17 protein-coding genes and 1 pseudogene are annotated in these 21,794 nt (G+C 62.7%); 10 read left to right on the forward strand and 8 right to left on the reverse strand.

Annotated elements, in window-relative coordinates:
• Nucleotides 1-15 precede the first annotated feature (15 nt).
• The 4 genes and pseudogenes from X773_RS55050 (at nucleotide 16) to X773_RS55065 (ending at nucleotide 4,931) form a co-directional block, all read left to right on the forward strand.
• Complete coding sequence (locus X773_RS55050; protein WP_023676934.1) at nucleotides 16-1,299, forward strand: CpaE family protein; 1,284 nt, start codon at nucleotides 16-18, stop codon at nucleotides 1,297-1,299.
• Between the two features lie 29 nt (nucleotides 1,300-1,328).
• Nucleotides 1,329-2,862: pseudogene (locus X773_RS55055) on the forward strand (CpaF family protein).
• Between the two features lie 29 nt (nucleotides 2,863-2,891).
• Nucleotides 2,892-3,905, forward strand: coding sequence for a type II secretion system F family protein (locus tag X773_RS55060; RefSeq protein WP_023676935.1), 1,014 nt, complete (start codon nucleotides 2,892-2,894; stop codon nucleotides 3,903-3,905).
• Nucleotides 3,906-3,914: 9 nt separating this feature from the next.
• Entirely contained in the window at nucleotides 3,915-4,931 is a 1,017-nt protein-coding gene (locus X773_RS55065) for a type II secretion system F family protein (protein ID WP_023676936.1), read from the forward strand.
• A gap of 116 nt (nucleotides 4,932-5,047) precedes the next feature.
• On the opposite strand, the gene X773_RS55070 is transcribed toward X773_RS55065, so the two are convergent.
• Nucleotides 5,048-5,869, reverse strand: coding sequence for a tetratricopeptide repeat protein (locus X773_RS55070; protein ID WP_023676937.1), 822 nt, complete (start codon nucleotides 5,867-5,869; stop codon nucleotides 5,048-5,050).
• Nucleotides 5,870-5,991: 122 nt separating this feature from the next.
• Between X773_RS55070 and X773_RS55075 the strand changes: the two genes are divergently transcribed.
• The 5 genes from X773_RS55075 (at nucleotide 5,992) to pdeM (ending at nucleotide 11,953) form a co-directional block, all read left to right on the forward strand.
• Nucleotides 5,992-7,356: a leucyl aminopeptidase family protein gene (locus X773_RS55075; protein WP_023676938.1), complete on the forward strand. Its 1,365-nt coding sequence runs from the start codon at nucleotides 5,992-5,994 to the stop codon at nucleotides 7,354-7,356.
• 69 nt (nucleotides 7,357-7,425) lie between these two features.
• Nucleotides 7,426-7,776, forward strand: a complete 351-nt coding sequence (locus tag X773_RS55080; protein WP_023676939.1) for a MarR family winged helix-turn-helix transcriptional regulator — start codon at nucleotides 7,426-7,428, stop codon at nucleotides 7,774-7,776.
• A 13-nt stretch (nucleotides 7,777-7,789) separates the two neighbouring features.
• Nucleotides 7,790-8,650 (forward strand): NlpC/P60 family protein, encoded by an 861-nt coding sequence (locus X773_RS55085; protein ID WP_023676940.1) that lies wholly within the window; start codon nucleotides 7,790-7,792, stop codon nucleotides 8,648-8,650.
• 67 nt (nucleotides 8,651-8,717) lie between these two features.
• Nucleotides 8,718-11,240, forward strand: a complete 2,523-nt coding sequence (locus X773_RS55090; RefSeq protein WP_023676941.1) for a ligase-associated DNA damage response DEXH box helicase — start codon at nucleotides 8,718-8,720, stop codon at nucleotides 11,238-11,240.
• Nucleotides 11,237-11,953, forward strand: a complete 717-nt coding sequence (gene pdeM / locus X773_RS55095; protein WP_023676942.1) for a ligase-associated DNA damage response endonuclease PdeM — start codon at nucleotides 11,237-11,239, stop codon at nucleotides 11,951-11,953. The genes X773_RS55090 and pdeM overlap by 4 nt, the downstream gene beginning before the upstream one ends.
• Before the next feature lie 2 nt (nucleotides 11,954-11,955).
• On the opposite strand, the gene X773_RS55100 is transcribed toward pdeM, so the two are convergent.
• Genes X773_RS55100 through X773_RS55110 form a run of 3 tightly spaced genes read right to left on the reverse strand, consistent with a single transcriptional unit; the run spans nucleotide 11,956 to nucleotide 16,564 of the window.
• Entirely contained in the window at nucleotides 11,956-12,891 is a 936-nt protein-coding gene (locus X773_RS55100) for a DmsC/YnfH family molybdoenzyme membrane anchor subunit (protein ID WP_023676943.1), read from the reverse strand.
• A gap of 11 nt (nucleotides 12,892-12,902) precedes the next feature.
• Entirely contained in the window at nucleotides 12,903-13,637 is a 735-nt protein-coding gene (locus X773_RS55105; protein WP_023676944.1) for a 4Fe-4S dicluster domain-containing protein, read from the reverse strand.
• Nucleotides 13,634-16,564 (reverse strand): molybdopterin oxidoreductase family protein, encoded by a 2,931-nt coding sequence (locus tag X773_RS55110; protein ID WP_023676945.1) that lies wholly within the window; start codon nucleotides 16,562-16,564, stop codon nucleotides 13,634-13,636. The genes X773_RS55105 and X773_RS55110 overlap by 4 nt, the downstream gene beginning before the upstream one ends.
• A 279-nt stretch (nucleotides 16,565-16,843) precedes the next feature.
• On the opposite strand from X773_RS55110, the gene X773_RS55115 reads away from it, so the two are divergent.
• Nucleotides 16,844-17,746 carry a LysR family transcriptional regulator gene (locus X773_RS55115; protein WP_023676946.1) on the forward strand — a complete coding sequence of 301 codons (903 nt, stop codon included), beginning with the start codon at nucleotides 16,844-16,846 and terminating at the stop codon, nucleotides 17,744-17,746.
• Between the two features lie 5 nt (nucleotides 17,747-17,751).
• On the opposite strand, the gene X773_RS55120 is transcribed toward X773_RS55115, so the two are convergent.
• The 4 genes from X773_RS55120 to X773_RS0137940 form a co-directional block, all read right to left on the reverse strand.
• Entirely contained in the window at nucleotides 17,752-19,008 is a 1,257-nt protein-coding gene (locus tag X773_RS55120) for an Hsp70 family protein (protein ID WP_023676947.1), read from the reverse strand.
• Between the two features lie 108 nt (nucleotides 19,009-19,116).
• Nucleotides 19,117-19,908 carry a TIGR02186 family protein gene (locus tag X773_RS55125; protein ID WP_023676948.1) on the reverse strand — a complete coding sequence of 264 codons (792 nt, stop codon included), beginning with the start codon at nucleotides 19,906-19,908 and terminating at the stop codon, nucleotides 19,117-19,119.
• On the reverse strand, nucleotides 19,908-20,831 hold the full coding sequence (locus X773_RS55130; RefSeq protein WP_023676949.1) for a sulfite exporter TauE/SafE family protein: 924 nt from the start codon (nucleotides 20,829-20,831) through the stop codon (nucleotides 19,908-19,910). The genes X773_RS55125 and X773_RS55130 overlap by 1 nt, the downstream gene beginning before the upstream one ends.
• Before the next feature lie 192 nt (nucleotides 20,832-21,023).
• A partial coding sequence (locus tag X773_RS0137940) for an SEL1-like repeat protein (protein WP_198023556.1) occupies nucleotides 21,024-21,794 on the reverse strand: 771 nt, incomplete at its 5' end.

Raw genomic sequence — 21,794 nt, forward strand, 5'->3', positions numbered from 1 at the left:
CGGAAAGTGATGACAATGAGCAATCTTGCCTATGACACAGAGGTACCGGGCGGCGAAACCTCGGAGCAGGATATTGCCGCGATGCAGGCGTTGCGGCCGATCCCGCGCATTTCGATCCAGGCATTTTGCGAGACCGAAGGCGTAGCCAATCCGGTCGAGCGCGCCGGCGAGGATCGCCGCATGGCCAAGGCCCATCTGAAGGTGCATATGGGGGGCATCCCTACCGCTATCGAATTCTATCAGTCGGCGCCGACACCGAACCTGATCCTGCTTGAATCGCGCAGCGAGCCGAAGCTATTGCTTGAACAACTCGCCCAGCTCTCCGAGCATTGTGACCCGACCTCCAAGGTGGTGGTTGTCGGCCACTACAACGATGTCGGCCTGTACCGCGAACTCATTCGTTCGGGCATTTCCGAGTATGTCATCGCGCCCGTATCGATGGCCGACATCGTCAGCGTGGTGTCTTCGATCTTCGTTGATCCGGAAGCGGAGCCGATCGGCCGCTCGATTGCCTTCATCGGCGCCAAAGGCGGCGTCGGCTCCTCGACCATAGCCCATAATGTGGCCTGGGCCATGTCGTCCCTTTTCAAATCCGAAGTGGTTGTCGCCGATCTCGACCTCGCCTTCGGAACGGCCAATATCAATTTCGACCAGGATCCGGCGCAAGGCATTGCCGAGGCAGTCTTCTCGCCGGAACGCGTCGACGAGGTCTATCTCGACCGGCTGCTCGCCCAATGCGCCGAGCACCTGTCGCTGCTTGCGGCCCCTTCGACCCTGGAGCGGGTCTACGATTTCGATCCCGACGCCTTCACCCAGCTTATCGACATAGCCCAGCGTAGCGCGCCGCTCCTCGTGCTCGATGTTCCCCACGTGTGGGCCGGCTGGACCAAGAACACGCTGGTCAAGGCCGACGAGATCGTCATCACGGCGACGCCCGAACTGGCCAATCTGCGCAACACGAAGAACCTGGTCGACATGCTGAAGCGGCTTCGTCCGAACGATCCCGCGCCAAAGCTTGTGATCAACCAGGCCGGTGTGCCGAAACGTCCTGAGATTACGCCGTCCGACTTCTCCGAATCGCTCGGCCTTTCGCCGATGTCGGTCATCCCGTTCGAGCCGCTTTTGTTCGGAAATGCTGCCAACAACGGACGTGTGCTCGGTGAGATGGATGCCAAGAATCCGGTTGTCGCCACGATCAACGAGATCGCCCATGTGCTGACAGGGCGCAGCGAAATCAAGGTGAAGAAAAAGGCTGGCCTCGGCAATCTGATCGGCAAGCTTTCGCGCAACAAGAAGTGATGCCTCAGCGGTGGAATTGGTAAGCGATCATGTTTGGTAAAAGAGGCAGCGACGACGGCAACCGGACCATTCCGGAATTCCGTCAGCCAGCACCCGCACCTGCTGCGCCGGCGGCCGCAAACCCTGTGGAAGCGGCTGTAACTGCCAGGTCGGCGGCGCTGCCGCCATCCGGCGCGCCNGGCGCTGCCGCCATCCGGCGCGCCTGCCGCGCCGGCGGTTCGCCGTGCGGTCGAGCCGCCGCCATTGGCCCCGGAGCCGAAAAGTATCCAGCGCCAAAAGAGCGAAACCTACTACGACACCAAAAGCCAGGTCTTCGCCGCACTCATCGATACGATAGATCTGTCGCAGCTCGCCAAACTCGATCCCGAAAGCGCGCGCGAGGAAATCCGCGACATTGTCAACGACATCATCGCGATCAAGAATTTCGCGATGTCCATCGCCGAGCAGGAAGAGCTTCTCGAGGATATCTGCAATGACGTTTTGGGCTACGGGCCGCTGGAGCCACTGCTTGCCCGCGACGATATTGCCGACATCATGGTCAATGGCTCCAAGAACGTCTACATCGAAGTCAACGGCAAGGTCGAGCAGACCGGCATCCGTTTCCGCGACAACCAGCAGCTCCTCAACATCTGCCAGCGTATCGTCAGCCAGGTTGGCCGCCGCGTCGATGAATCAAGCCCGATCTGCGATGCGCGTCTTCCTGATGGCTCCCGTGTCAACGTCATCGCACCGCCCCTGGCTATCGACGGCACCGCACTTACCATCCGCAAGTTCAAGAAGGACAAGCTGACGCTCGACCAGCTGGTCAAGTTCGGCTCGATTTCTCCGCAAGGGGCCGAGATTCTCAAGATCATCGGGCGTGTCCGCTGCAACATTGTCATCTCGGGCGGTACCGGCTCAGGCAAGACGACGCTGCTCAATTGCCTGACCAACTATATCGACCGCGAAGAACGCGTCATCACCTGCGAGGACTCAGCTGAGCTGCAATTGCAGCAGCCGCATGTGGTGCGTCTCGAAACCCGTCCGCCCAACCTCGAAGGCGAGGGCGAAGTGACCATGCGCGACCTGGTCAAGAACTGTCTGCGCATGCGCCCCGAACGTATTATCGTCGGCGAAGTGCGCGGACCCGAAGTGTTCGACCTGCTGCAGGCGATGAACACCGGCCATGACGGCTCGATGGGAACGATCCACTCGAACAGCCCGCGCGAATGCCTCAACCGTATAGAGTCGATGATCGCCATGGGCGGCTATACGCTGCCGCAAAAAACCGTGCGCGAAATCGTCGTCGGCTCCGTCGACGTGATCATACAGGCTGCACGCCTGCGCGACGGATCGCGGCGTATCACCCACATCACCGAGGTGATCGGCATGGAAGGCGACGTCATCATCACCCAGGACATCGTTCTCTATAACATCAAGGGCGAGGACGCGAACGGCAGGCTGCTGGGCGAGCACGTGTCGACTGGCATCGGCCGTCCGCATTTCTGGGAGCGCGCCCGCTACTACGGTGAGGAGCAGCGCCTCGCGGTTGCGCTCGAGGCGATGGAGAAACGCGCTGATTGATCCGTCTGGAAGCGTGGGGGCCAGGGTCGATGTTCGGAATTGACGGCACCGTATTGGCATTCGTCGTGCTCGCCGGCTTCAGCGCCGGCGCTGTGGCCTATGCTTTCCTGTTTAACCGGATCAGCACCGAGAAGCAGGTCGGCAAGCGGCTTGAATCGATCAAGACCGCCGAGACGGATCGTTCCGTCGTCAAGGCGTCGCGCGATCGCGTGGCGGAAGCGGCCAAGCGTCGCAAGTCCGTCCAGGATTCGCTGAAGGATCTCGATCAAAAGCAAAAGTCCAATCAGAGCCTGGTCAAGAAACCACCGCTGAAGATCCAAATCCGTCAGGCCGGCATGAAGATCTCGCTTGAGCGCTTCTATGTCTACTCGGCGGTCTGCGGCGTCGTCTTGACGGCTCTCGTCTATTTCATCGGCGCACCGTTGCTGGTCTTGCCGGCTGCGCTGCTGGTCGGCGTCTTGGGTCTGCCCCGCTGGTTCGTCTCGTTTCGCCGCGCGCACCGCGTCAAGGCGTTCCTCAACGAATTTCCGAACGCGCTCGATATCATTGTGCGTGCGGTAAAATCCGGCCTGCCGCTGAACGATGCCGTGCGCCTGATCGCCAACGAATCCCCCGAGCCGGTCAAGACCGAGTTCCGCCGCATCGTCGATTCGCAGCAAATGGGTTTGTCGATCCCCGACGCGGCCATGCGCATGCCAGAAACGATGCCGTGCACCGAGGCGAGCTTCTTCGGCATCGTCATCCAGATCCAGTCTCAGGCCGGCGGCAATCTTTCCGAAGCGCTGGGCAATCTTTCGCGCGTGCTTCGCGACCGCAAGAAAATGAAAGCCAAGGTCCAGGCATTGTCCATGGAAGCCAAGGCATCCGCCGTGATCATCGGCGCGTTGCCTTTCGTCGTCGCCTTTCTCGTCTATTTGACGAGCCCGAACTACATCATGCCCCTCTTCATCACCAGCACCGGCCATCTGATCCTCGGTTGTTCCGGCATCTGGATGTCGATGGGCGTCCTGGTAATGCGCAAGATGATGAATTTCGAAGTCTAGGACTCGCGTATGACCGATCACGTCATCAGAACTCTCACCGACCCGTCCCTGCTGATCGCACTGCTGGTCGGTATCGCGGTGTTTGCGACCGTCTTCACGCTGCTGCCCGCTTTTGGCGGGAACCAGCTCAAGGCGCGCATGAAATCCGTAGCGCTGGAGCGCGATGAGCTGCGCGCCAAGCAGCGCGCGCGGCTGGCAGTCGAAGCCGACCGCCGCCGCAAGGGCCTGCGCGAAGAACAGTCGGTCGGCATGCGCAATATTGTCGATCGCCTGGATCTCAGGCGTGCGCTGGCGGATGAAGGTACCTTGCAGAAATTGAAAGTGGCGGGTTTTCGCGGGCAAAATCCGCTGACGCGCTTCCTTTTCTTCCGTCTCGTCCTGCCCTTCATCGGCTTTGCATTGGCGGCGATGTATCTGTTCGTGCTCGGCGGATTGCCCGAGCAGCCGCTTTTCGTGAAGCTGTTCGTGTGCATCGTGGTAGCCTATGCGGGATTCTACGCGCCCGTGCTCTACGTCAACAACCGCGCTACCAAGCGCAAGCAATCGATTCAGATGGCGTGGCCGGACGCGCTCGACCTGTTGCTGATATGCGTCGAGTCCGGCATGTCGGTGGAAGCGGCGCTTCGCAAGGTCGCCGATGAGATCGGCGCGCAATCGGTGGCATTGGCGGAAGAATTCATCCTGACAAACGCCGAGCTTTCCTATCTGCAGGAGCGCAAGCAGGCCTACGAGAACCTTGCAAGCCGAACTGGCCTGGAATCCGTCAGGTCGGTGTCCCAGGCGTTGGTTCAGGCCGAGCGCTACGGCACGCCCGTGGCGCATGCGTTGCGGGTGCTTGCCAGTGAGAGCCGCGACATGCGCATGAATGCCGCCGAGAAGAAGGCGGCCGCGCTGCCGCCGAAGCTCACCGTGCCGATGATCCTGTTCTTCCTGCCGGTGCTGTTCGCCATTATTCTGGGTCCCGCCGGCATCCAGGTGAGCCAGCGCGGCATCTTTGGCGACCAGCCGAAATCCAGCAGCGAGTAGCGCCAGCGGCGTTGCCAGAAACGCTGATACGATTCAGAGCCACGCTGCCGGTGCAGCGCGGCTCTTTGCGTTAGACATGTTGCGGAATTCGCGCGCCGGTTCGGCGCTCGAAGCGGTCAGTTGGTGGCGGGCTTTGCCTTGTCCTGGTCCTTGAGCTGGCTCCAGGCATTCTGCTGCGCCAGCATCTGGCGAAGGTAAGCGACGTTAGCCTGCGCCTGATCCTGCGACAGCTCTTGCGAGGCGATCTTCTCGGCCTCGTCGAAACGGCCTTGCAGACCGACGACCAGCGCAAGGTTCTGGCGGACGCGGCTATCTGCATTCGGCTGCTGGGCGGCTGAGCGCATATAGGTTTCGGCCGTGCGCAAATCACCTTCCAGCACGTACGACATGCCGAGATTGGAAAGGATCGACGGTTCGTTCGGCCTGAGATCCAACGCCTTGCGATAGCCTTGGCGCGCCTCGTCCTTTTGGCCGAGCTGGTCGAGAATGGCAGCTTCCGCCGACACCAGTTTCCAATCAGGATATTCAGGGGTCTGCGCGCGGCGCACGGCATCGAGAGCCGGTTCGAACTGTCCGTTGGCGGCAAGCGCCTTGCCATAGGCGGCGAGCACGTCGCGGTCCTTCGGCAGGGCGATCGCCAGCTTGCGCATCACCGCAAGCGATTGGTCTGCGTCGCCGTCCATCTGCAGCGCCGCGGCATAATTTGTCGCGATCCGCTTGTCGCTGGGGTTTTTCGAATAGGACTGGCCAAGCGCCATCGTAGCGTTGTGCAGTTCGCCCGCCGACATTGTTTCCAGCGGCTTGCCGCTTGGACGAGAAATCGAGCCAGTCGTCAATTTGCTGGTTCCGCAGCCAGCGACGCCTGCGGCAAGCGCCATCATCAACGCCGTGCTGATCAGCCTATTTGCGCTGGCGTTCATCCTGCGGTTGGTCGGCATCGGCACCAGGGCTCCGTTCATGCGCGTGACCATTTGCGAGGTCATCTTTCCTCCCGCAGAAATATTCTGTTAACCCTAACGGAGAGTTAAGAAACGCCGACTCGGAAGCCGGAGGCCAGCGAATGCCTGTCGAACTCGTCGAGAAAGAATTGAGCAATGCGCTGCCGGTCCATCTGGTGGCGAAGGATGCTCTGGCGGCGGCGGGCCTTGCGCCATCGTCGGTCGCCTGGGCCAAGGCCAACGGCTTTTCCGGCGAGGCCGGCAGGACGCTGATCGTGCCTGGCGACAACGGCGCGATTGCCGGAGCCCTGTTCGGCACCGGTGATGGCGAGGGCGCACTGGCCATCGGCGCACTAGCGAGAGCCTTGCCCGAAGGCGAGTGGCATTTTGCGTCCGCACCGGCCAAGCCGGAGCTTACGGCACTCGCCGTAGCGCTCGGCGGCTATGTCTTCACCCGCTACGGCAAGAAGCCAGGCAAGACGCTTCGCCTCGCGCTGCCGGCAGGCACCGACATTGCCCGCATCCGCCGCATCGCCAATGGAGTTTTCCTGGCGCGCGATCTGGTCAACACGCCGACCAGCGATATGGGCCCCGATCAGCTGGAAAAAGCCGCCCGAACCTTGGCCGCGACGCACAAGGCCGAATTATCGGTGACCAAAGGCGACGATCTTCTTACCGCCAACTTTCCGATGATCCACGCCGTCGGTCGGGCTTCTGCCGACGCGCCGCGCCTGATCGACATGATTTGGGGGCCGAACAATGCCCCCAGGATAACGCTGGTCGGCAAGGGCGTCTGCTTCGATACAGGCGGTCTCGACATCAAGCCGTCCTCGGGCATGCTTTTGATGAAGAAGGACATGGGCGGCGCTGCCAACGTGCTGGGCCTCGCTTCCATGATCATGGCCACCGGGCTGAAGGTCCGGCTTCGCGTGCTCATCCCGGCTGTCGAGAATTCGATAGCCGGCAACGCCTTCCGGCCAGGCGACGTGCTGGTGAGCCGCAAGGGCATCACCGTCGAAATCGGCAACACCGACGCCGAAGGACGGCTGGTGCTCGCCGATGCCTTGGCCTTGGCCGACGACGAAGAGCCGCAGATGCTGGTCGATATGGCGACGCTGACAGGCGCTGCCCGTGTTGCGCTCGGTCCCGACCTGCCGCCGTTCTACACCGGTGACGAGGCGCTTGCATCCGAGCTGGCGGACGCCTCCGTTGCGGTCGAGGATCCGCTATGGCGCATGCCGTTGTGGAAGCCCTATGACGCCAAGCTGGCGTCGAAGGTGGCCAACATCAACAACGTCACGTCGGACGGTTTCGCCGGCTCGATCACCGCGGCGCTTTTCCTGAAGCGCTTCGTGGAAAAGACCGCCGGCTGGGCGCATGTCGACATCTTCGCCTGGAACCCGTTCGACCGCCCGCACGGCCTTGCCGGTGGCGAAGCGCAAGGCATCCGGGCGCTGGAGCAGGTCATTTCGAACCGCTACGGCTGATTCTCGGGCATAGCCGACGAAGGTATTGACTGAAACGGAACCGAAACAATTTTCCGTCATGCTGGACGGATGTCGATTATCATGCGTCCAAGCCAGGCCTTGCGACTATGGCAACAGGTGGTGTTATCCGAGGTGCGTGACGACGCGCCCGATCTCACTATGCGCCAGACGGCGATCCTGTTCACCATCTATCTCGATCCGCCGCCGCACACGGTGCGGGGGTTAGCCGCCCGACTCAACGTCACCAAGCCGGTGATCACCCGTGCGCTCGATACGATGGGGGCGCTGAAACTGGTGTCGCGCCACCGCGACGAGCTCGACAAGCGCAACGTGCTGGTCAGGCGCACAGTCGAAGGCGCGCTCTTTGTCGAGCGCTTTGGCGATGTTATCATTGCCAGAGCCCAAGAGTTGCCCATTTGAACGAGTTGCCGATTTGACCGCCAGGGATGCCCGCCTCCATGCCTTCCGCTCCGATCTCGCCGACGCCAGGCTGACAGGCGAGGTCGCCGCCGACCGTTTCGTCGCCGGCCGGCCGGCTCGCATATCAGCCTCCGCGGCCGATGTCCGCAAGGCTCCGCGCCCGGATGCCGGCGTCGATACCCAGCTTCTGTTCGGCGAAGACGTCCTCGTCTTCGAGGACGTTGAGGGCTGGGCCTGGATACAGGCCGAGCGCGACGGCTATGTCGGCTATGTCGCCGACACTGTGCTGGGCGGTCGGGACCATGCACCCACGCATGTTGTCTCGGTGCCGCGCACTTTCCTCTATCCGGGACCGGATTTGCGGTTCCCGGTGAGCGGGGAGCTCTCGATGGGGTCAGCGGTAACAGTGAAAGGCGCGGCTGAAACACGCCGCACGTACTATGCTCTGCTGCCATCCGGCGAGGCGGTCATATCTGACCATCTCAGGCCTGTCGCCGAGGTTGCCCCCGACTACGTCGCGGTCGCCGAGGCGTTTCTCGGCACGCCCTATCTATGGGGCGGCGTTTCCGGCTTCGGCATCGATTGTTCCGGTCTCGTGCAACTTGCAATGCACATGGCTGGCAGGCAAGTGCTGCGCGACACCGACATGCAGGCGGCGACCGTCGGTGAACCGCTCGACCTCGGGCCGGATTTTGCCGGGTTGCGGCGCGGCGACCTGGTCTTCTGGAAAGGCCACGTCGCGATCATGACGGATCCGGAGACCATGATCCACGCCAACGGCCACACCATGCTGGTGTCGCGTGAAGGACTGAGGGAGGCGGTCGCCCGTATCGGCTATCTCTATGGCGGACCGACCGGGTTTCGCCGGCCGTAACGCGAATCGATCACCTTTTGTTCTGATTCTGCTTGGCGATTGCGCGCCGCCGCGCTACGTCTGGCGCGTGACAGAGCAGCCGCGCCTTGCCGAACAGAATGCCGCCGTCGTCCTGCCCGAGCCATTTGTCAAATGGTTTGAAGAAAAGGGCTGGTCGCCGCGCGCCCACCAGATCGATTTGCTGGCCAAAGCCCAGGGCGGCCGGTCGGTATTACTAATCGCCCCGACCGGCGCCGGCAAGACGCTGGCCGGGTTCTTGCCATCGCTGACCGAACTGGCCGGCCGGCCGAGGAGAAGGCCGGGGCAGGCGCATCGAGGCATCCACACACTCTACATCTCGCCGCTGAAGGCGCTGGCCGTCGACATCGAGCGCAATCTCGGCAAACCCGTCGCAGAAATCGGGCTGCCGGTCACCGTCGAGACGCGCACCGGCGACACGCCCGCACACAAGCGCCAGCGGCAGAAGCTGGCGCCGCCCGACATTCTCCTGACCACGCCCGAGCAATTGGCGCTGCTGATTGCCGCGCCCGATGCCAGGCGCTTCTTCGAGGACCTGCGCTATGTCGTGCTCGACGAATTGCATTCGCTGGTGACCTCGAAGCGCGGGCATCTCCTGTCGCTCGGGCTGGCCCGGCTTCGCTCGTTTATGCCCGCCCTGCAGACGATAGGCCTGTCGGCGACGGTCGCCGAGCCTGACGAATTGCGGCGCTGGCTGGTCAGCCAGAATCCACCGGGGCCGATGGCCGAACTGATCGTCGTCACTGGCGGCGCCAAGCCCGACATCTCCATTCTCGATTCGGAGGAGCGCGTGCCGTGGGCGGGACATTCGGCCCGCTACGCAACGCCGGAAATCTACAACGAGATCAAGCGCCACAAGACAACCCTGCTGTTCGTCAACACGCGCAGCCAGGCGGAGTTGCTGTTCCAGGAGTTGTGGCGGGTCAACGAGGAGACCTTGCCGATCGCGCTGCATCACGGCTCCCTCGACGTCGCGCAGCGCCGGCGTGTCGAAAAGGCAATGGGCGAGAACGCCCTGCGCGCCATCGTCGCCACGTCGACGCTCGACCTCGGCATCGACTGGGGCGATGTCGACCTGGTCGTCCATGTCGGCGCGCCGAAAGGTGCCAGCCGGCTGGCGCAGCGCATCGGCCGTGCCAACCACCGTATGGACGAGCCGTCCAAGGCGATCCTGATACCGGCCAACCGCTTCGAGGTGCTGGAATGCAGGGCGGCGCTCGACGCCAATTATCTCGGTGCCCAGGATACGCCGCCGCTGGTCGATGGCGGGCTCGACGTCCTGGCGCAGCACGTGCTGGGCTGTGCCTGCGGTGCGCCGTTCCATGCCGATGCGCTGTTCGAGGAGGTGCGGACGGCAGCACCCTATGCCGATCTCGATCGCCCGACATTCGATCGCGTCATCGATTTCGTCGCCACTGGCGGCTATGCGCTAAAGAACTACGAGCGCTATGCCCGCATCCGGTTGAACAAGGACGGACTGTGGCGGGTCTCAAATCCTCGCGTCGCCCAGCAATACCGGCTCAACGTCGGCACCATCATCGAAGTGCCGGCGCTCAACGTCCGCTACGTCCAGGCCGGCAGCAGAGGCGCGGCTTCGCGTGGCGGCCGGGTTCTGGGCAAGATCGAGGAGGCGTTCCTCGAAACGCTGACGCATGGCGACACCTTCATGTTCGCCGGCAAGGTGCTGCGCTTCGAAGGTATCCGCGAGAATGAGTGCTTTGTCTCGAATGCACCCGGCAGCGACGCCAAGGTGCCGTATTACGGTGGTGGCAAATTCCCGCTTTCGACGTACCTGGCCGAACAGGTCCGCGCCATGCTGGACGATCCGCAGCGCTGGAAGAAGCTGCCGGAGCAGGTCGCCGACTGGCTACGCTTCCAGGCCGACAAGTCGGTGCTGCCGAAACGCGACGATCTGCTGATCGAGACCTTTCAGCGCGGCAACCGCCACTATCTGGTGGCCTATCCGTTCGAGGGCAGGCTGGCGCACCAGACGCTCGGCATGCTGCTCACCCGCCGCCTCGACAGGGGGGGAGCCAAGCCGCTCGGCTTCGTCGCCACCGACTATGCGCTTGCCATATGGTCGCTGGCCGATATGGGCCATATGTTCAGGGCGAAGAAACCGTCGCTGGCTGCGCTATTCGATCAGGACATGCTGGGCGACGACCTCGAAGCCTGGCTCGCCGGCAGTTGGTTGTTGAAGCGCACCTTTCGCAATTGCGCGCTGATCTCGGGATTGATCGAGAAACGCCACCCGGGGCAGGAGAAGAGCGGCCGCCAGGTAACCGTGTCGACGGATCTCATCTACGACGTGCTGCGCAGCCACGAGCCCGACCATATCCTTTTGCAGGCGACGCGTGCCGATGCCGCGACCGGTCTCTTGGATGTCAGCAGACTTGCCGAGATGCTCTCGCGCGTCCAAGGTCGAATCATGCATAAGAACCTCGAGCAGATATCGCCGCTCGCCGTGCCGATCATGCTCGAGATCGGCAAAATGCCGGTGCACGGCGAGGCCGATGACACGCTGCTGATGGATGCAGCCACGCTGGTCGAGGAGGCCATGGGGACGAAATGACTGTCGCGCTGGCCATGGCTGCGCCTCTGGCGGATGCGGGCGCTGTCCGTATCGCCGGCGAACGCGCGATCTGCGACCGTCGCGGCGTGCTCTATTTTCCCGAATTCCGGCTTCTGACCGTATCCGACCTGCATCTGGAAAAAGGCTCATCACTGGCCAGGCGCGGCACGCTGGTCCCACCTTACGACACCGGTGCGACGTTGCTCCGGCTACAGGCGGTGATCGCCGATTATCAGCCTGCGATCGTTATCAGCCTGGGCGACAGTTTTCACGATGGCGGCGGCGCCGCACGTATGCACGCGAGCTTTCGCCAAAGGCTGGAAGGGCTGATGGTCGGGCGCGACTGGTTCTGGGTCGCCGGCAATCATGATCCAGAAGCGCCGGCCGACTTGCCAGGCGAGACCGTGCGCGAGCTGGCCATAGGCTCGCTACTCTTCCGGCACGAGCCTTCGGCGGTGAGAGTGGAAGGCGAGATATCAGGCCACCTGCATCCTTGCGCCCGCATCGTGCAGCAAGGCCGTTCGGTGCGGCGTCGTTGCTTTGCCGGCGATGGCGGCCGCATGATCATGCCGGCTTTCGGCGCCTATACCGGCTCGCTCAACGTGCTCGATCGCGCCTATGCCGGGCTGTTCCGCCGCGAAACGCTGATGGCCTATATGCTTGGCACAGAGCGCATTTTCGCGATTTCCCACGCGATGCTCAGGCCGGGCTGAACCTACCTGCCGTAGTACAAAGTGACCGTGTGCTTGGCCTCGGCGAAGAACAGCCAGCGCTCGACCAGCATTCCGGCGAGTTGGGCGATTGCGGCGAGTATCGACAGTGCTGCCGCATAGGGCCACGGCAAGGCGAACGCCGCGACCAGCAGCAACGCGGGCAAAGCAAAGGCCAGCACCTGCGTGATCTGGCGGAGTTTAGCGCTGTGCTTGCGCGCAATGCGAAAGCCCATCTCCTTGAGCAGATAGTTTTCCTCGGTATGCGGCCATTCCAGCGACCGCACCGTGCCGCCGGAAAGCCCGGTTGCGGTGTTGGCATTGGTCGGGATCTCCAGCCTGTCATTGTATCGCCAGGTCGCCAGCTTCAAACCCCAGCCGAGCGCGGTCAGCAACAGGGCAGCCGCCAGAAGCATATTCGAGCCTGCGGCAAATCCCTGCAGCAGGGCGTTGAGCAGTACGCTGCCGGTCATCGCCGAAAAGACCAGGTAGGCGGGCAGGGTGAAGCGGCTGTGCCACTGGGCAATCGGCTTCAACGACGCGTAGATCATGCCGGTGGTGCAGACGGTTGCGACCGCGCCGATGGCAGCGAGCAGCCCGGCGACAGCCGCCCAGCCGCTCGTACGGCCGAGGACCACCCAGCCAATACCGAACAACCCCGCCGGCACGAAGGTGGCGACCGAGGCAACACCTTCGCGCGACAGCCATGAGCTACGCCATTGCGAGAAGGCACGCCAGGCGCGTTCGGGCCGGCCGAGATGGCCGGCCGACGACAGCAGGCCTGTCGAGATCAGGCCAAGCGCCAGCCCCATGCCGGTGAGGCCAAGCCAGAAATCGGGCGGGATAAAGCCCTGTCCGGCGAGCACGCCAAGCAGCGCGAGCAGGCCGTAACCGGCGCCCGTGGCCGTGGTGAAAAAGACGACGGAGAAGGCTGGATGCATGAAGGCACGGGTCAGTTCGAAAGCATGCGGTCGACCCAGCCGAGGAAGCCGCCTTCAGCCTGCACCGCTTCAAGCGCTGGCGCCGGCACCGATGCGGCGCGGGTGGTGTGGGCACGTGGCGGCAGATATTTGTTGGTCGGCTTATAGCCCATTTCCGGCATCAGATCGACACCGCCGCGCTCGGCCACCAGTTGCGAGATAGCGGATGCCGGATCGCCCAGATCGCCAAAATGCCGCGCGCTGGTCGGGCAAGCAGCGACGCAGGCGGGCACGCGATCTTCTTCCGCCAGATTGTCGTTGTAGATGCGGTCGACGCACAACGTGCATTTCTTCATCACGCCGACATTGGTGTCGAATTCGCGCGCTCCGTAGGGACAGGCCCAGCTGCACAGTTTGCAGCCGATGCATTTGTCCTCGTCGACCAGCACGATGCCATCCGACGCCCGCTTGTAGGAGGCGCCGGTCGGGCAGACCGTGACGCACGCCGGCGTCTCGCAGTGCAGGCAGGAGCGTGGGAAATTGACCGTGCGCCCACCCATCTCGGTCATGTGCTCATAACTGTGCACGCGGTTGAACCAGACGCCGTCGACATTGCCGCCATAGGGGTCGATGTCGGTCAGCGGCGCCATGTGGCCGCCGGTGTTCCATTCCTTGCAGGCGGTAACGCAGGCCTGGCAGCCGACGCAGGTGTCGAGATCGATGACAAGGCCGAGCTTCTTGTCGGTGTGGGTGGGAAGGCAAGTCATTTGGCAGCTTCTCTTTCCCGACGGAATTCGGCGCCGAAACTAAGCTTATCGGGCGGGGGTTCAAAATGCGGCGGCTGTCGGAACCGCTCGAACTGCGGTTCGGTGAAGCCTGCTTCCTCGTCTGCGCATTTGACGATGCGCACGCGCAGGTCGAACCATGCCGCCTGGCCGGTGACAGGATCGGAATTCGAATAGTGTTTGCCATTCGCATCGGCAGAGGTCTGGTCGCCGATGATGTGGTTGAGTAGAAAGCCGCGATTGGATTCGGCCGCCTCATCCTTCAGCCCCCAGCTGCCGCGACGCTTGCCGATCGCATTCCAGGTCCACACCGTATTGGCGTTGACGCCGTCGACCAGCTTGATCTGTCCTTTGACCTTGCCGTTGATGCTCTCGATCCACACCCAGTCATCATCGACAAGCCCGAGGCTGGCGGCGGTCCGATTGTGCACGAACAGCCGGTTCTGGCTGGTGATCTGCCTTAGCCACGCATTCTGCCCGCCCCAGGAATGGTACATGTGCATCGGCCGCTGCGTCAGCGCGTGGAGCGGATAGGCTTGGCTATCGACGGCAGCCTCTTCGAAGGGCGCGTACCAGAACGGCAGCGGATCCATATAGGTCTCGATACGGCTGCGCTCCGCCTCCGGCGGCAGCACCCCGCCATGGCCGCGCGCCGCAAGGCGAAAGCGCTGCATCGGCTCCGAATAGAGTTGGAAGACGATCGGCTCGGCCTTCGGCATGAAGCCCATGCTCTCAGCGAATTCGAGATACGAGCGGTTGGCCATCTTGTAGTAGCGCTGATCGGCGGCGAAATCCTGGTGCCAGAAGCCGCCATTATCGATGTAGCGCTGCAACTGGTCGGGATTGACCTCGCCCTTGCCGACCGAGGCCCCGTCCTTGCCGCGCCAGCCGGCGAGCGGACCGACACCTGGCGTGCGCTCGTGATTGACGATGTAGTCGGCATAGTCGCGGTATTTGGCGGAGCCGTCGTCATGAACGAAGCCCGGCAGACCGAGCCGCGCGCCGAGTTCGATCAGAACCGTCTGGAACGGCCTGACGTCGCGATCCGGCTCGACAACGGGATGGCGGATAGCGTCGCCCGGACCGTCGGCGTGGCTGATCGGCCGGTCGAGCAGACTGATACAGTCATGACGCTCGAGATAGGTCGTGTCCGGCAGCACCAGATCGGCAAAAGGTACGGTCTCGGAATAATAAGCGTCGGAATAGATGATGAACGGGATCTTGTGCTCACCTGACGCATCGATATCGGTCAGCATTGCCATCGTCTCGACGGTGTTCATCGACGAGTTCCAAGCCATGTTGGACATGTACATGAACAGAGTGTCAATCGTGTAGGGATCCCCGGCCCAGGCGTTGCGGATAACCGTGTGCATGAGCCCATGGGCGGCCAGCGGCGCGTCCCAGGAGTATGCCTTGTCGATACGGATCGGTTTGCCGCCTCCGTCGATCAGCAGGTCTTCCGGCCCGCAGACGAAGCCGAGCGGCATGCCTTCGAGTGGTGTCATCGGCTTCACATTCTTGCCGGCGGGCTTTGGACCCGGCGGCGCGGACCGCGGATAAGGCGGTTTGAAGCGGAAGCCGCCCGGCACGTCCACCGTGCCGAGAAGCACCTGAAGCAGATGAATGGCGCGGCAAGTGTGAAATCCGTTCGAATGGGCCGAGATGCCGCGCATCGCATGCATCGACACCGGCCGACCCTTGATGGTCTCGTGCCGGCGGCCGGCCCAGTCCGTCCAGGCCACCGGCAGTTCGATTTGCTGTTCGAAGGCGACATGAGCGAGTTCTGCGGCAATGCGTCGGATGGTGTCGGCGGAGATGCCGCACCGGTCAGTGACGGCGTCCGGTGAATAGCTCTCGTCCAGATAACGGTCGGCGACGAGTTGGAAGACCGGCACGCAGCGGCGGCCGTCGACGAGAACGCTGCCGGTCAATGCGGGCTTCGCGTCGGCATCGCTGGCATTGACAGGCGTCTTCGCCACCCTGTCCCAAGCCAGCGGATTGCCGTCGCCATTGCGCATGAACAGCCCGTCATCGACAGCTCCAGGCTCCTGAACGACCAGGATGTGGGCATTGGTGTACCGCAAGAGGTACTCGAGATCGATGCGGCCAGCCTTCAGCAATTCATGGATGAGGGCGAATACGAACAGGCCGTCGGTGCCGGGCCGGATGCCGATCCAGTCGTCGGCAATTGCATTATAGCCGGTGCGGCAGGGATTGATTGAAACCACCTTGGCGCCGCGCGCCTTGAGCTTGCCGAGTCCGATCTTGATCGGATTGGAATCATGGTCTTCGGCAACCCCGAACAGCATGAAATATTTGGTGTTGTCCCAGTCGGGCTCGCCGAACTCCCAGAACGAGCCGCCAATCGTGTAGAGGCCGCCGGCTGCCATGTTCACCGAGCAGAAACCGCCATGGGCGGCGAAGTTCGGCGTGCCGAACTGGCTCGCCCACCAGCCGGTCAGCGATTGCGACTGGTCGCGCCCGGTGAAGAAGGCGAGTTTCTTCGGATCGGTCTGGCGGATGTTCGAAAGCCGTTCTGTCGCGATCGACAAAGCTTCCTCCCACTCGATCTCGCGGAACTCGCCCGAGCCGCGCAGTCCGGTGCGCAGCAATGGTTTCGTCAGCCGGGCCGGGCTGTAATGCTGCATGATGCCGGCGCTGCCTTTGCCGCACAGCACGCCGCGATTGACCGGATGATCCTTGTTGCCGTTGATGTACCGAACCTTGCCGTCCTTGATATGGACGTCGATGCCGCAGCGGCAGGCGCACATATAGCAGGTGGTCTTGGCGATGCTGTCGGAGACATCAGGCGAAGTATCGACGCCGTCGCGTTCAGCGGGCGCGCGCGTATCGGCAAGCGGCCGTTGTGATGGTGCCGAATTGGCTCCGCGCAGCAGGTTGTTGGTCATGATCCGGTGATGCTCTTGCGCTCCGCGAACTTGGCTCTCGTCTTCGGGCCTGGGCCGCGCATGTAATGCTCTTCCGGCCGATAGCGTTCACCCAAGAGCCGCCGCCGCAGGCTGCGGGTCCAGTGCGCAAACACGGATTTGAACCGCCCCACCAATTCTACCCTCGACTGCTCTGGCGCGACTTTTTTCCAATTTCGGGCCAAAATTTAGAACAAAGCGACCGATCCGTCTAACAACTTGCTCTTGTAATTCCAATCGGATTTGCTTCTTAGTATCGGAATGACCCTGGACCAGTTGCGGATCTTCGTCGCCGTCGCCGAACGGGCGCACATGACCAAAGCGGCCGAGTTGCTGGGCATCTCACAGTCGGCCGCATCCGCCGCGATCCGCTCGCTCGAACAGCAGCATGGCGTCCAGTTGTTCAACCGCGTCGGCCGCAACATCGAGCTCGCCGAGACCGGACGCCGATTCTTGCCCGAAGCCAAGGCGGTCCTCGAGCGGGCTGCGGCGGCCCACAATGTGCTGGAGCATGTCTCGCAGACGATATCAGGCAGTCTCTCGATAGCTGCCAGCCAGACCATCGCCAGCTATTGGCTGCCGCGCCGGCTCGCCTCTTTCCACGAAGCCTATCCTGCCGTCAGGCTGAGTGTGAGCATTGGCAACACCAGGCAGGTCGAGACCAATGTACTTGATGGCGCAGCCGATTTTGGCCTGGTCGAGGGGCGCACCGAATCCGACATTTTGCGGCGTGCCAAGGTCGATATCGATCGCATGATGCTGGTCGTGGCGCGCTCGCACCCTGAGATCGCGGAAGTTTCGCCTGGACATCCCGACCTTGGCGGGCTTCGCTGGATCATTCGCGAAGGCGGGTCGGGCACACGCGAGGCGCTGGAGGACCTTGCCCGACGCGACGGGGTTTCGTTCGCGGACCTGCAGATATTCCTGGTATTGCCGAGCAATGAGGCTATTCGCCAGGCGGTCGAGGCCGGCGCCGGCGCCAGCATCATCTCGGAACTCGTCGTCGCCCGCGCGGTCGCCGAAGGCAGCCTGCGTTCTGTGCCGGTCGATCTGCCGAAGCGCGAATTTGCCATGATCACGCATCGCGACCGGCAGCCAAGCCTGGCCCAGATGGCGCTCAAGGCGCATCTTGGCGGCAAAGCTGAGAGATCCGCGCCGCTTTAAGCCGATCAGCCGAACTTCCGCTGCGCGTCGAGCGCCAGTCCAAGCCCGACCGAGCCGAACACATCGCCTTCGATTACCGACGCCTGCGGCACCAGCGCCAGGATCTGCTGCCTGGCCAGCGGGATCGCGGTCGATCCGCCGGTCAGGAACACCGCGGTGATGTCCGAGGCCTTCACCTGTGCGTCGCGGATGGTCTGCTCGACCGTAGCCGCAACACGCTCAATGTCCCTGACTATGGTGGCTTCGAGACCCTTGCGCGTGATTTCTGCCGTGAACCTCACCTCGGGCAGCGCGACCTCGACATCGGCCGACGATCGGTCCGTCAGCTCGATCTTGGCCTTTTCGACCAGCGCCGCCAGCGCATGGCCGTAACGATGCTCGACGATGTGGATGAAGCGCTCGACCAGGTCCGGGCGCTCCGCCTCGTAGCGGATCTGGCGCAGATGCGTCATCGCCCTCGCTGTGTAGACCAGGTTGATGCGCTGCCATGTCGCCAGCTCGATGAAGTAGCTCGCCGGCAGATTGCGCTTGCCGTCCTTGGTTGGCGTCAAATAACCGAGCTGCGGCATTACATGGGCGATGCTCAGCAGCCGGTCGAAATCGGTGCCGCCGATGTGGATGCCGCGGCTGGCCAGTATGTCGTCCTTGCGGTCGAGCGAGCGGGCGCGCTCGGGCGAGACCCGCACGATCGAGAAGTCGGACGTGCCGCCGCCCATGTCGACGATCAGCGCCAGTTCCTCGCGCGTCACCTTCTGTTCGTAATCGAGTGCCGCCGCGATCGGCTCGAATTGGAAGGCGATATGTTTGAAGCCTTGGGCGCGAGCGGCGTTTTCGAGTTGGTGCTCCGCCTTCGCATCGGCCTCGGCATCGTCGTCGACGAACTGCACGGGCCGTCCCAGCACGACGCTGTCGACCGCGTCATGGGCTTCTTCTTCCAGCTTCTTTTTCAGGTGGCCGACAAATAGGCCGACAATTTCCATGAAGCCGATCGAGCGCACCTTGATGCGCGTCTTTTCGTGAGCGAGCGAGCTGCCGAGCACGCTCTTCAGCGAGCGCATCAGGCGGCCTTCGATACTGTCCGTATAGTTGGCAATGGCGCGTCGCCCGAAATAGGTGAGGTTGTCCTCGAAATTGAAGAATACCGCACTGGGCAGCGTGACCTGGCCGTCTTCCAACGCCACCAGCCGCGGCTGCCCGTTCCTGACCACGCTCACGGTGGAATTCGAAGTGCCGAAGTCGATACCGGCAAATGCTGGTCGCATCGTGCGTTCCTGTAGTTCTGATTTGGGGAGCAGCAGCTCGTATCCGGTCGGGCCGGGGGTCGCGGTCTAACCCATACCCTCGGAAAGGGAAACCACTTTTACGAGAGTTCAGTCTTTCCTGAACACCAGTCTTCCGAGCCAGCCGGTCAGCATGGCCAGCGATACGGCAAAGACACCATAGAGGAAGGAATAGTCGTGCGCGACGCGGAAGATCGACTGTTCGAAACCGGACTTGCGGATTTCGAGCTGGGCGGAGCTTTCCTTGATGAACAAGCCGCTCTTGAACAGGAAGGCGCGGGCCTTATGGGTGCCGACCGGAACGTTTGGGGCGAGCCTGACGGTGGCGCGGAACAGGTTCTGCGACAGAAACTGCACACCGCCGACATTCTCGCTGTAGAGGCCGGTCGCCGCCTTGCGTTCGCGCAGCGCGGCGGTGAACTCCTCGATTGTCGCCGGGCTGTCCTCCGCGTCGGCGGGCTGCAAATAGAGGTTGGAGGCGCCAAGCGACAGCTGCTTGTAGCTGTTCGGATCGGTGACGTCCTGCAGCGGCCGCGTCGTCGCCACCGAATAGGAGACAGGTACGTTTTTGAAGGTCTCCGACTCCAGATTGACCCAGACGCCGAGCACCCGGTCCTTGCGGCGCACGACGACCGGCCGAGCCGGGCCTTCCAGCACGACGATCACGTCGTAGCGCCCTTGCCGCGCGACAAGCGTATCGGCATTTTCCAGCGAGCCGAAAATGGTCAGGTCGGCGCCGGAAAAGCCGGCGGTAATCGAGACATTGTCGGTGGAAAGGCCGATCTGGATGTTTTCGGTTAGTGGCGCCTGCGCCTTCGCCGATGGCGCAGCAGCCAGCAGCGACAGCAAGGCGGCGGCCGCGAGCGTCCTTAGGCCGGCCATCAGCTCAGGCCCACGCCGGACAGAGAATAGAGATTGGGCGGCGTGACGAAAAGATCGATGGCAAGCCGGATGGCTACCGCCAGCACGAGCAGCGCCAGCAGCGCCCTGAGTTGCTCGCCCCGCAGCCTCTGACCAGCCTTGGCGCCATATTGCGCGCCGGCGACGCCGCCTGCCATCAACAGGAAGGCGAGCATGACGTCGACCGTCTGGTTGGTGGTGGCGTGGACCAGCGTGGTGTAAGCCGAGGTGAAGATGATCTGGAACAGCGAGGTGCCGATGACGACGTTGGTCGGCACCTTCAAAAGGTAGATCAGGGCCGGCACCATGATGAAGCCGCCGCCGACGCCCATGATCGAGGACAGGAAGCCAATCGCCGCGCCCAGCCCAAGCACCGGAATGACGCTGACGAAGAGCTTCGAGGCCCTGAACCGCATCTTCAGCGGCAGGCGGTGGATCCAATTATGCTGGCCGGATTTCTTCAACACCGGTGCGGCGCCGCTGCGAGTGGCGCGCAGCGCATTGACGCTCTCGACCAGCATCAGTCCGCCGACGGTGCCGAGCAGCACGACGTAGAGCAGCGAGATGAACAGGTCGAGCTGGCCGAGCCGGCGCAGGAGCGCAAAGACATAGATACCACCGGTCGAGCCGACGATGCCGCCGGCTAAAAGCACGCCGCCGAGCTTGAAATCGAGCGTGCCGCGCTTCATGTGCGACAGGGCGCCGGAGAAGGAGGAAGCGATGACCTGGTTGGCGCCGGTGGCGACCGCGATTGCCGGCGGTATGTTGTAGAAGATCAGCAGCGGCGTAATGAGAAAGCCGCCGCCCACGCCGAACATGCCCGACAGGAAACCCACCGCCGCACCCATGGCCAGCAGCACGAAGATGTTGACGGAAATTTCCGCGATCGGGAGATAGATGCCCACCCGTCAGTCTCGATCAGTTTGCCTCCTGGCGAATGCAACCGTTGCGGGCATTTTTGCGTCAGAAGGCTATCTCGTTCTTGCGCCGGCCGGGCCGTGAAGTCAAACTTCGCAGCACCGCCGAAACAAAAAACAACTCAATCAGTTAACAGGCAAATCTGTGGCAAAGGCGTCGCGGAAACGACGCATCCGCCGTTATTTACGCGCAAGCAGCGCCTTGACCAGCTTTTCGTCGATCGCGCCGGTTGCCTTCATATCGTTGTCGGCCTGGAAGGCCATGATCGCGTTCTTGGTTTTCTGGCCCATCATGCCGTCGGGATTGCCGGCCTCGTAGCCGTTCTTGTTGAGAATGCGCTGGATGTTCTGGACCGCTTTCTTCATGTCGATGCCGGCGGTCGTCTGCGGTGTGCCGTCCTGCCACGATTCAGGAACGTCGGCCGAATTGGCGGCTGGATCGAGCGGCTTGGCCTTCCACAGTTCAGCCGCGGCCCGCGCACGCTCCAGCTGGTCGGGCCTCAGCGCCTTGGCGATCTCGTCGCGCTTGGCCGCCGCATCCTTGTCGCCGGTCTTGGCGACGAGTGCGAACCATTTGTAGCTCTCCTCGAGGTTCTGCTTCATGCCGACGCCCTTCGCCGCGAGGATGCCGAGATTGAACTGGCTATCCTTGACACCGAGATCCGCCGCCGCCTGGAACCAGCGCGCTGCCGATTCATTGTCGGTCACGCCATCCGTCGCCATCGCAAACAGCACGGCAAGATTGTGCATCGCGCTGGCATTGCCCTGCGCTGCGGCAAGCTGGTACCAGGTTTTCGCTTTCTTGATGTCGCGTGCGACGCCGACGCCCTTCTCGTAGAAATTGCCGATGCGGTATTCTGCCGGTACGAAACCGAGTTCGGCAGCTTTCTCATACCATTTGGCCGCCGCCGCCATGTCTTCTTTGACGCCGCGAGACTCGGCGTAGCGCGA

The sequence above is a fragment of the Mesorhizobium sp. LSJC280B00 genome (genome assembly GCF_000502835.1).
Taxonomy (GTDB): domain Bacteria; phylum Pseudomonadota; class Alphaproteobacteria; order Rhizobiales; family Rhizobiaceae; genus Mesorhizobium.

Excerpts from the sequence above, each read along its gene's own strand:
- X773_RS55050 (WP_023676934.1), top strand. The coding sequence starts at position 16 with ATGAGCAATCTTGCCTATGACACAGAGGTACCGGGCGGCGAAACCTCG.
- X773_RS55060 (WP_023676935.1), top strand. The coding sequence starts at position 2,892 with ATGTTCGGAATTGACGGCACCGTATTGGCATTCGTCGTGCTCGCCGGC.
- X773_RS55065 (WP_023676936.1), top strand. The coding sequence starts at position 3,915 with ATGACCGATCACGTCATCAGAACTCTCACCGACCCGTCCCTGCTGATC.
- X773_RS55070 (WP_023676937.1), bottom strand. The coding sequence starts at position 5,869 with ATGCCGACCAACCGCAGGATGAACGCCAGCGCAAATAGGCTGATCAGC.
- X773_RS55075 (WP_023676938.1), top strand. The coding sequence starts at position 5,992 with ATGCCTGTCGAACTCGTCGAGAAAGAATTGAGCAATGCGCTGCCGGTC.
- X773_RS55080 (WP_023676939.1), top strand. The coding sequence starts at position 7,426 with ATGTCGATTATCATGCGTCCAAGCCAGGCCTTGCGACTATGGCAACAG.
- pdeM (WP_023676942.1), top strand. The coding sequence starts at position 11,237 with ATGACTGTCGCGCTGGCCATGGCTGCGCCTCTGGCGGATGCGGGCGCT.
- X773_RS55100 (WP_023676943.1), bottom strand. The coding sequence starts at position 12,891 with ATGCATCCAGCCTTCTCCGTCGTCTTTTTCACCACGGCCACGGGCGCC.
- X773_RS55105 (WP_023676944.1), bottom strand. The coding sequence starts at position 13,637 with ATGACTTGCCTTCCCACCCACACCGACAAGAAGCTCGGCCTTGTCATC.
- X773_RS55110 (WP_023676945.1), bottom strand. The coding sequence starts at position 16,564 with ATGACCAACAACCTGCTGCGCGGAGCCAATTCGGCACCATCACAACGG.
- X773_RS55115 (WP_023676946.1), top strand. The coding sequence starts at position 16,844 with ATGACCCTGGACCAGTTGCGGATCTTCGTCGCCGTCGCCGAACGGGCG.
- X773_RS55120 (WP_023676947.1), bottom strand. The coding sequence starts at position 19,008 with ATGCGACCAGCATTTGCCGGTATCGACTTCGGCACTTCGAATTCCACC.
- X773_RS55125 (WP_023676948.1), bottom strand. The coding sequence starts at position 19,908 with ATGGCCGGCCTAAGGACGCTCGCGGCCGCCGCCTTGCTGTCGCTGCTG.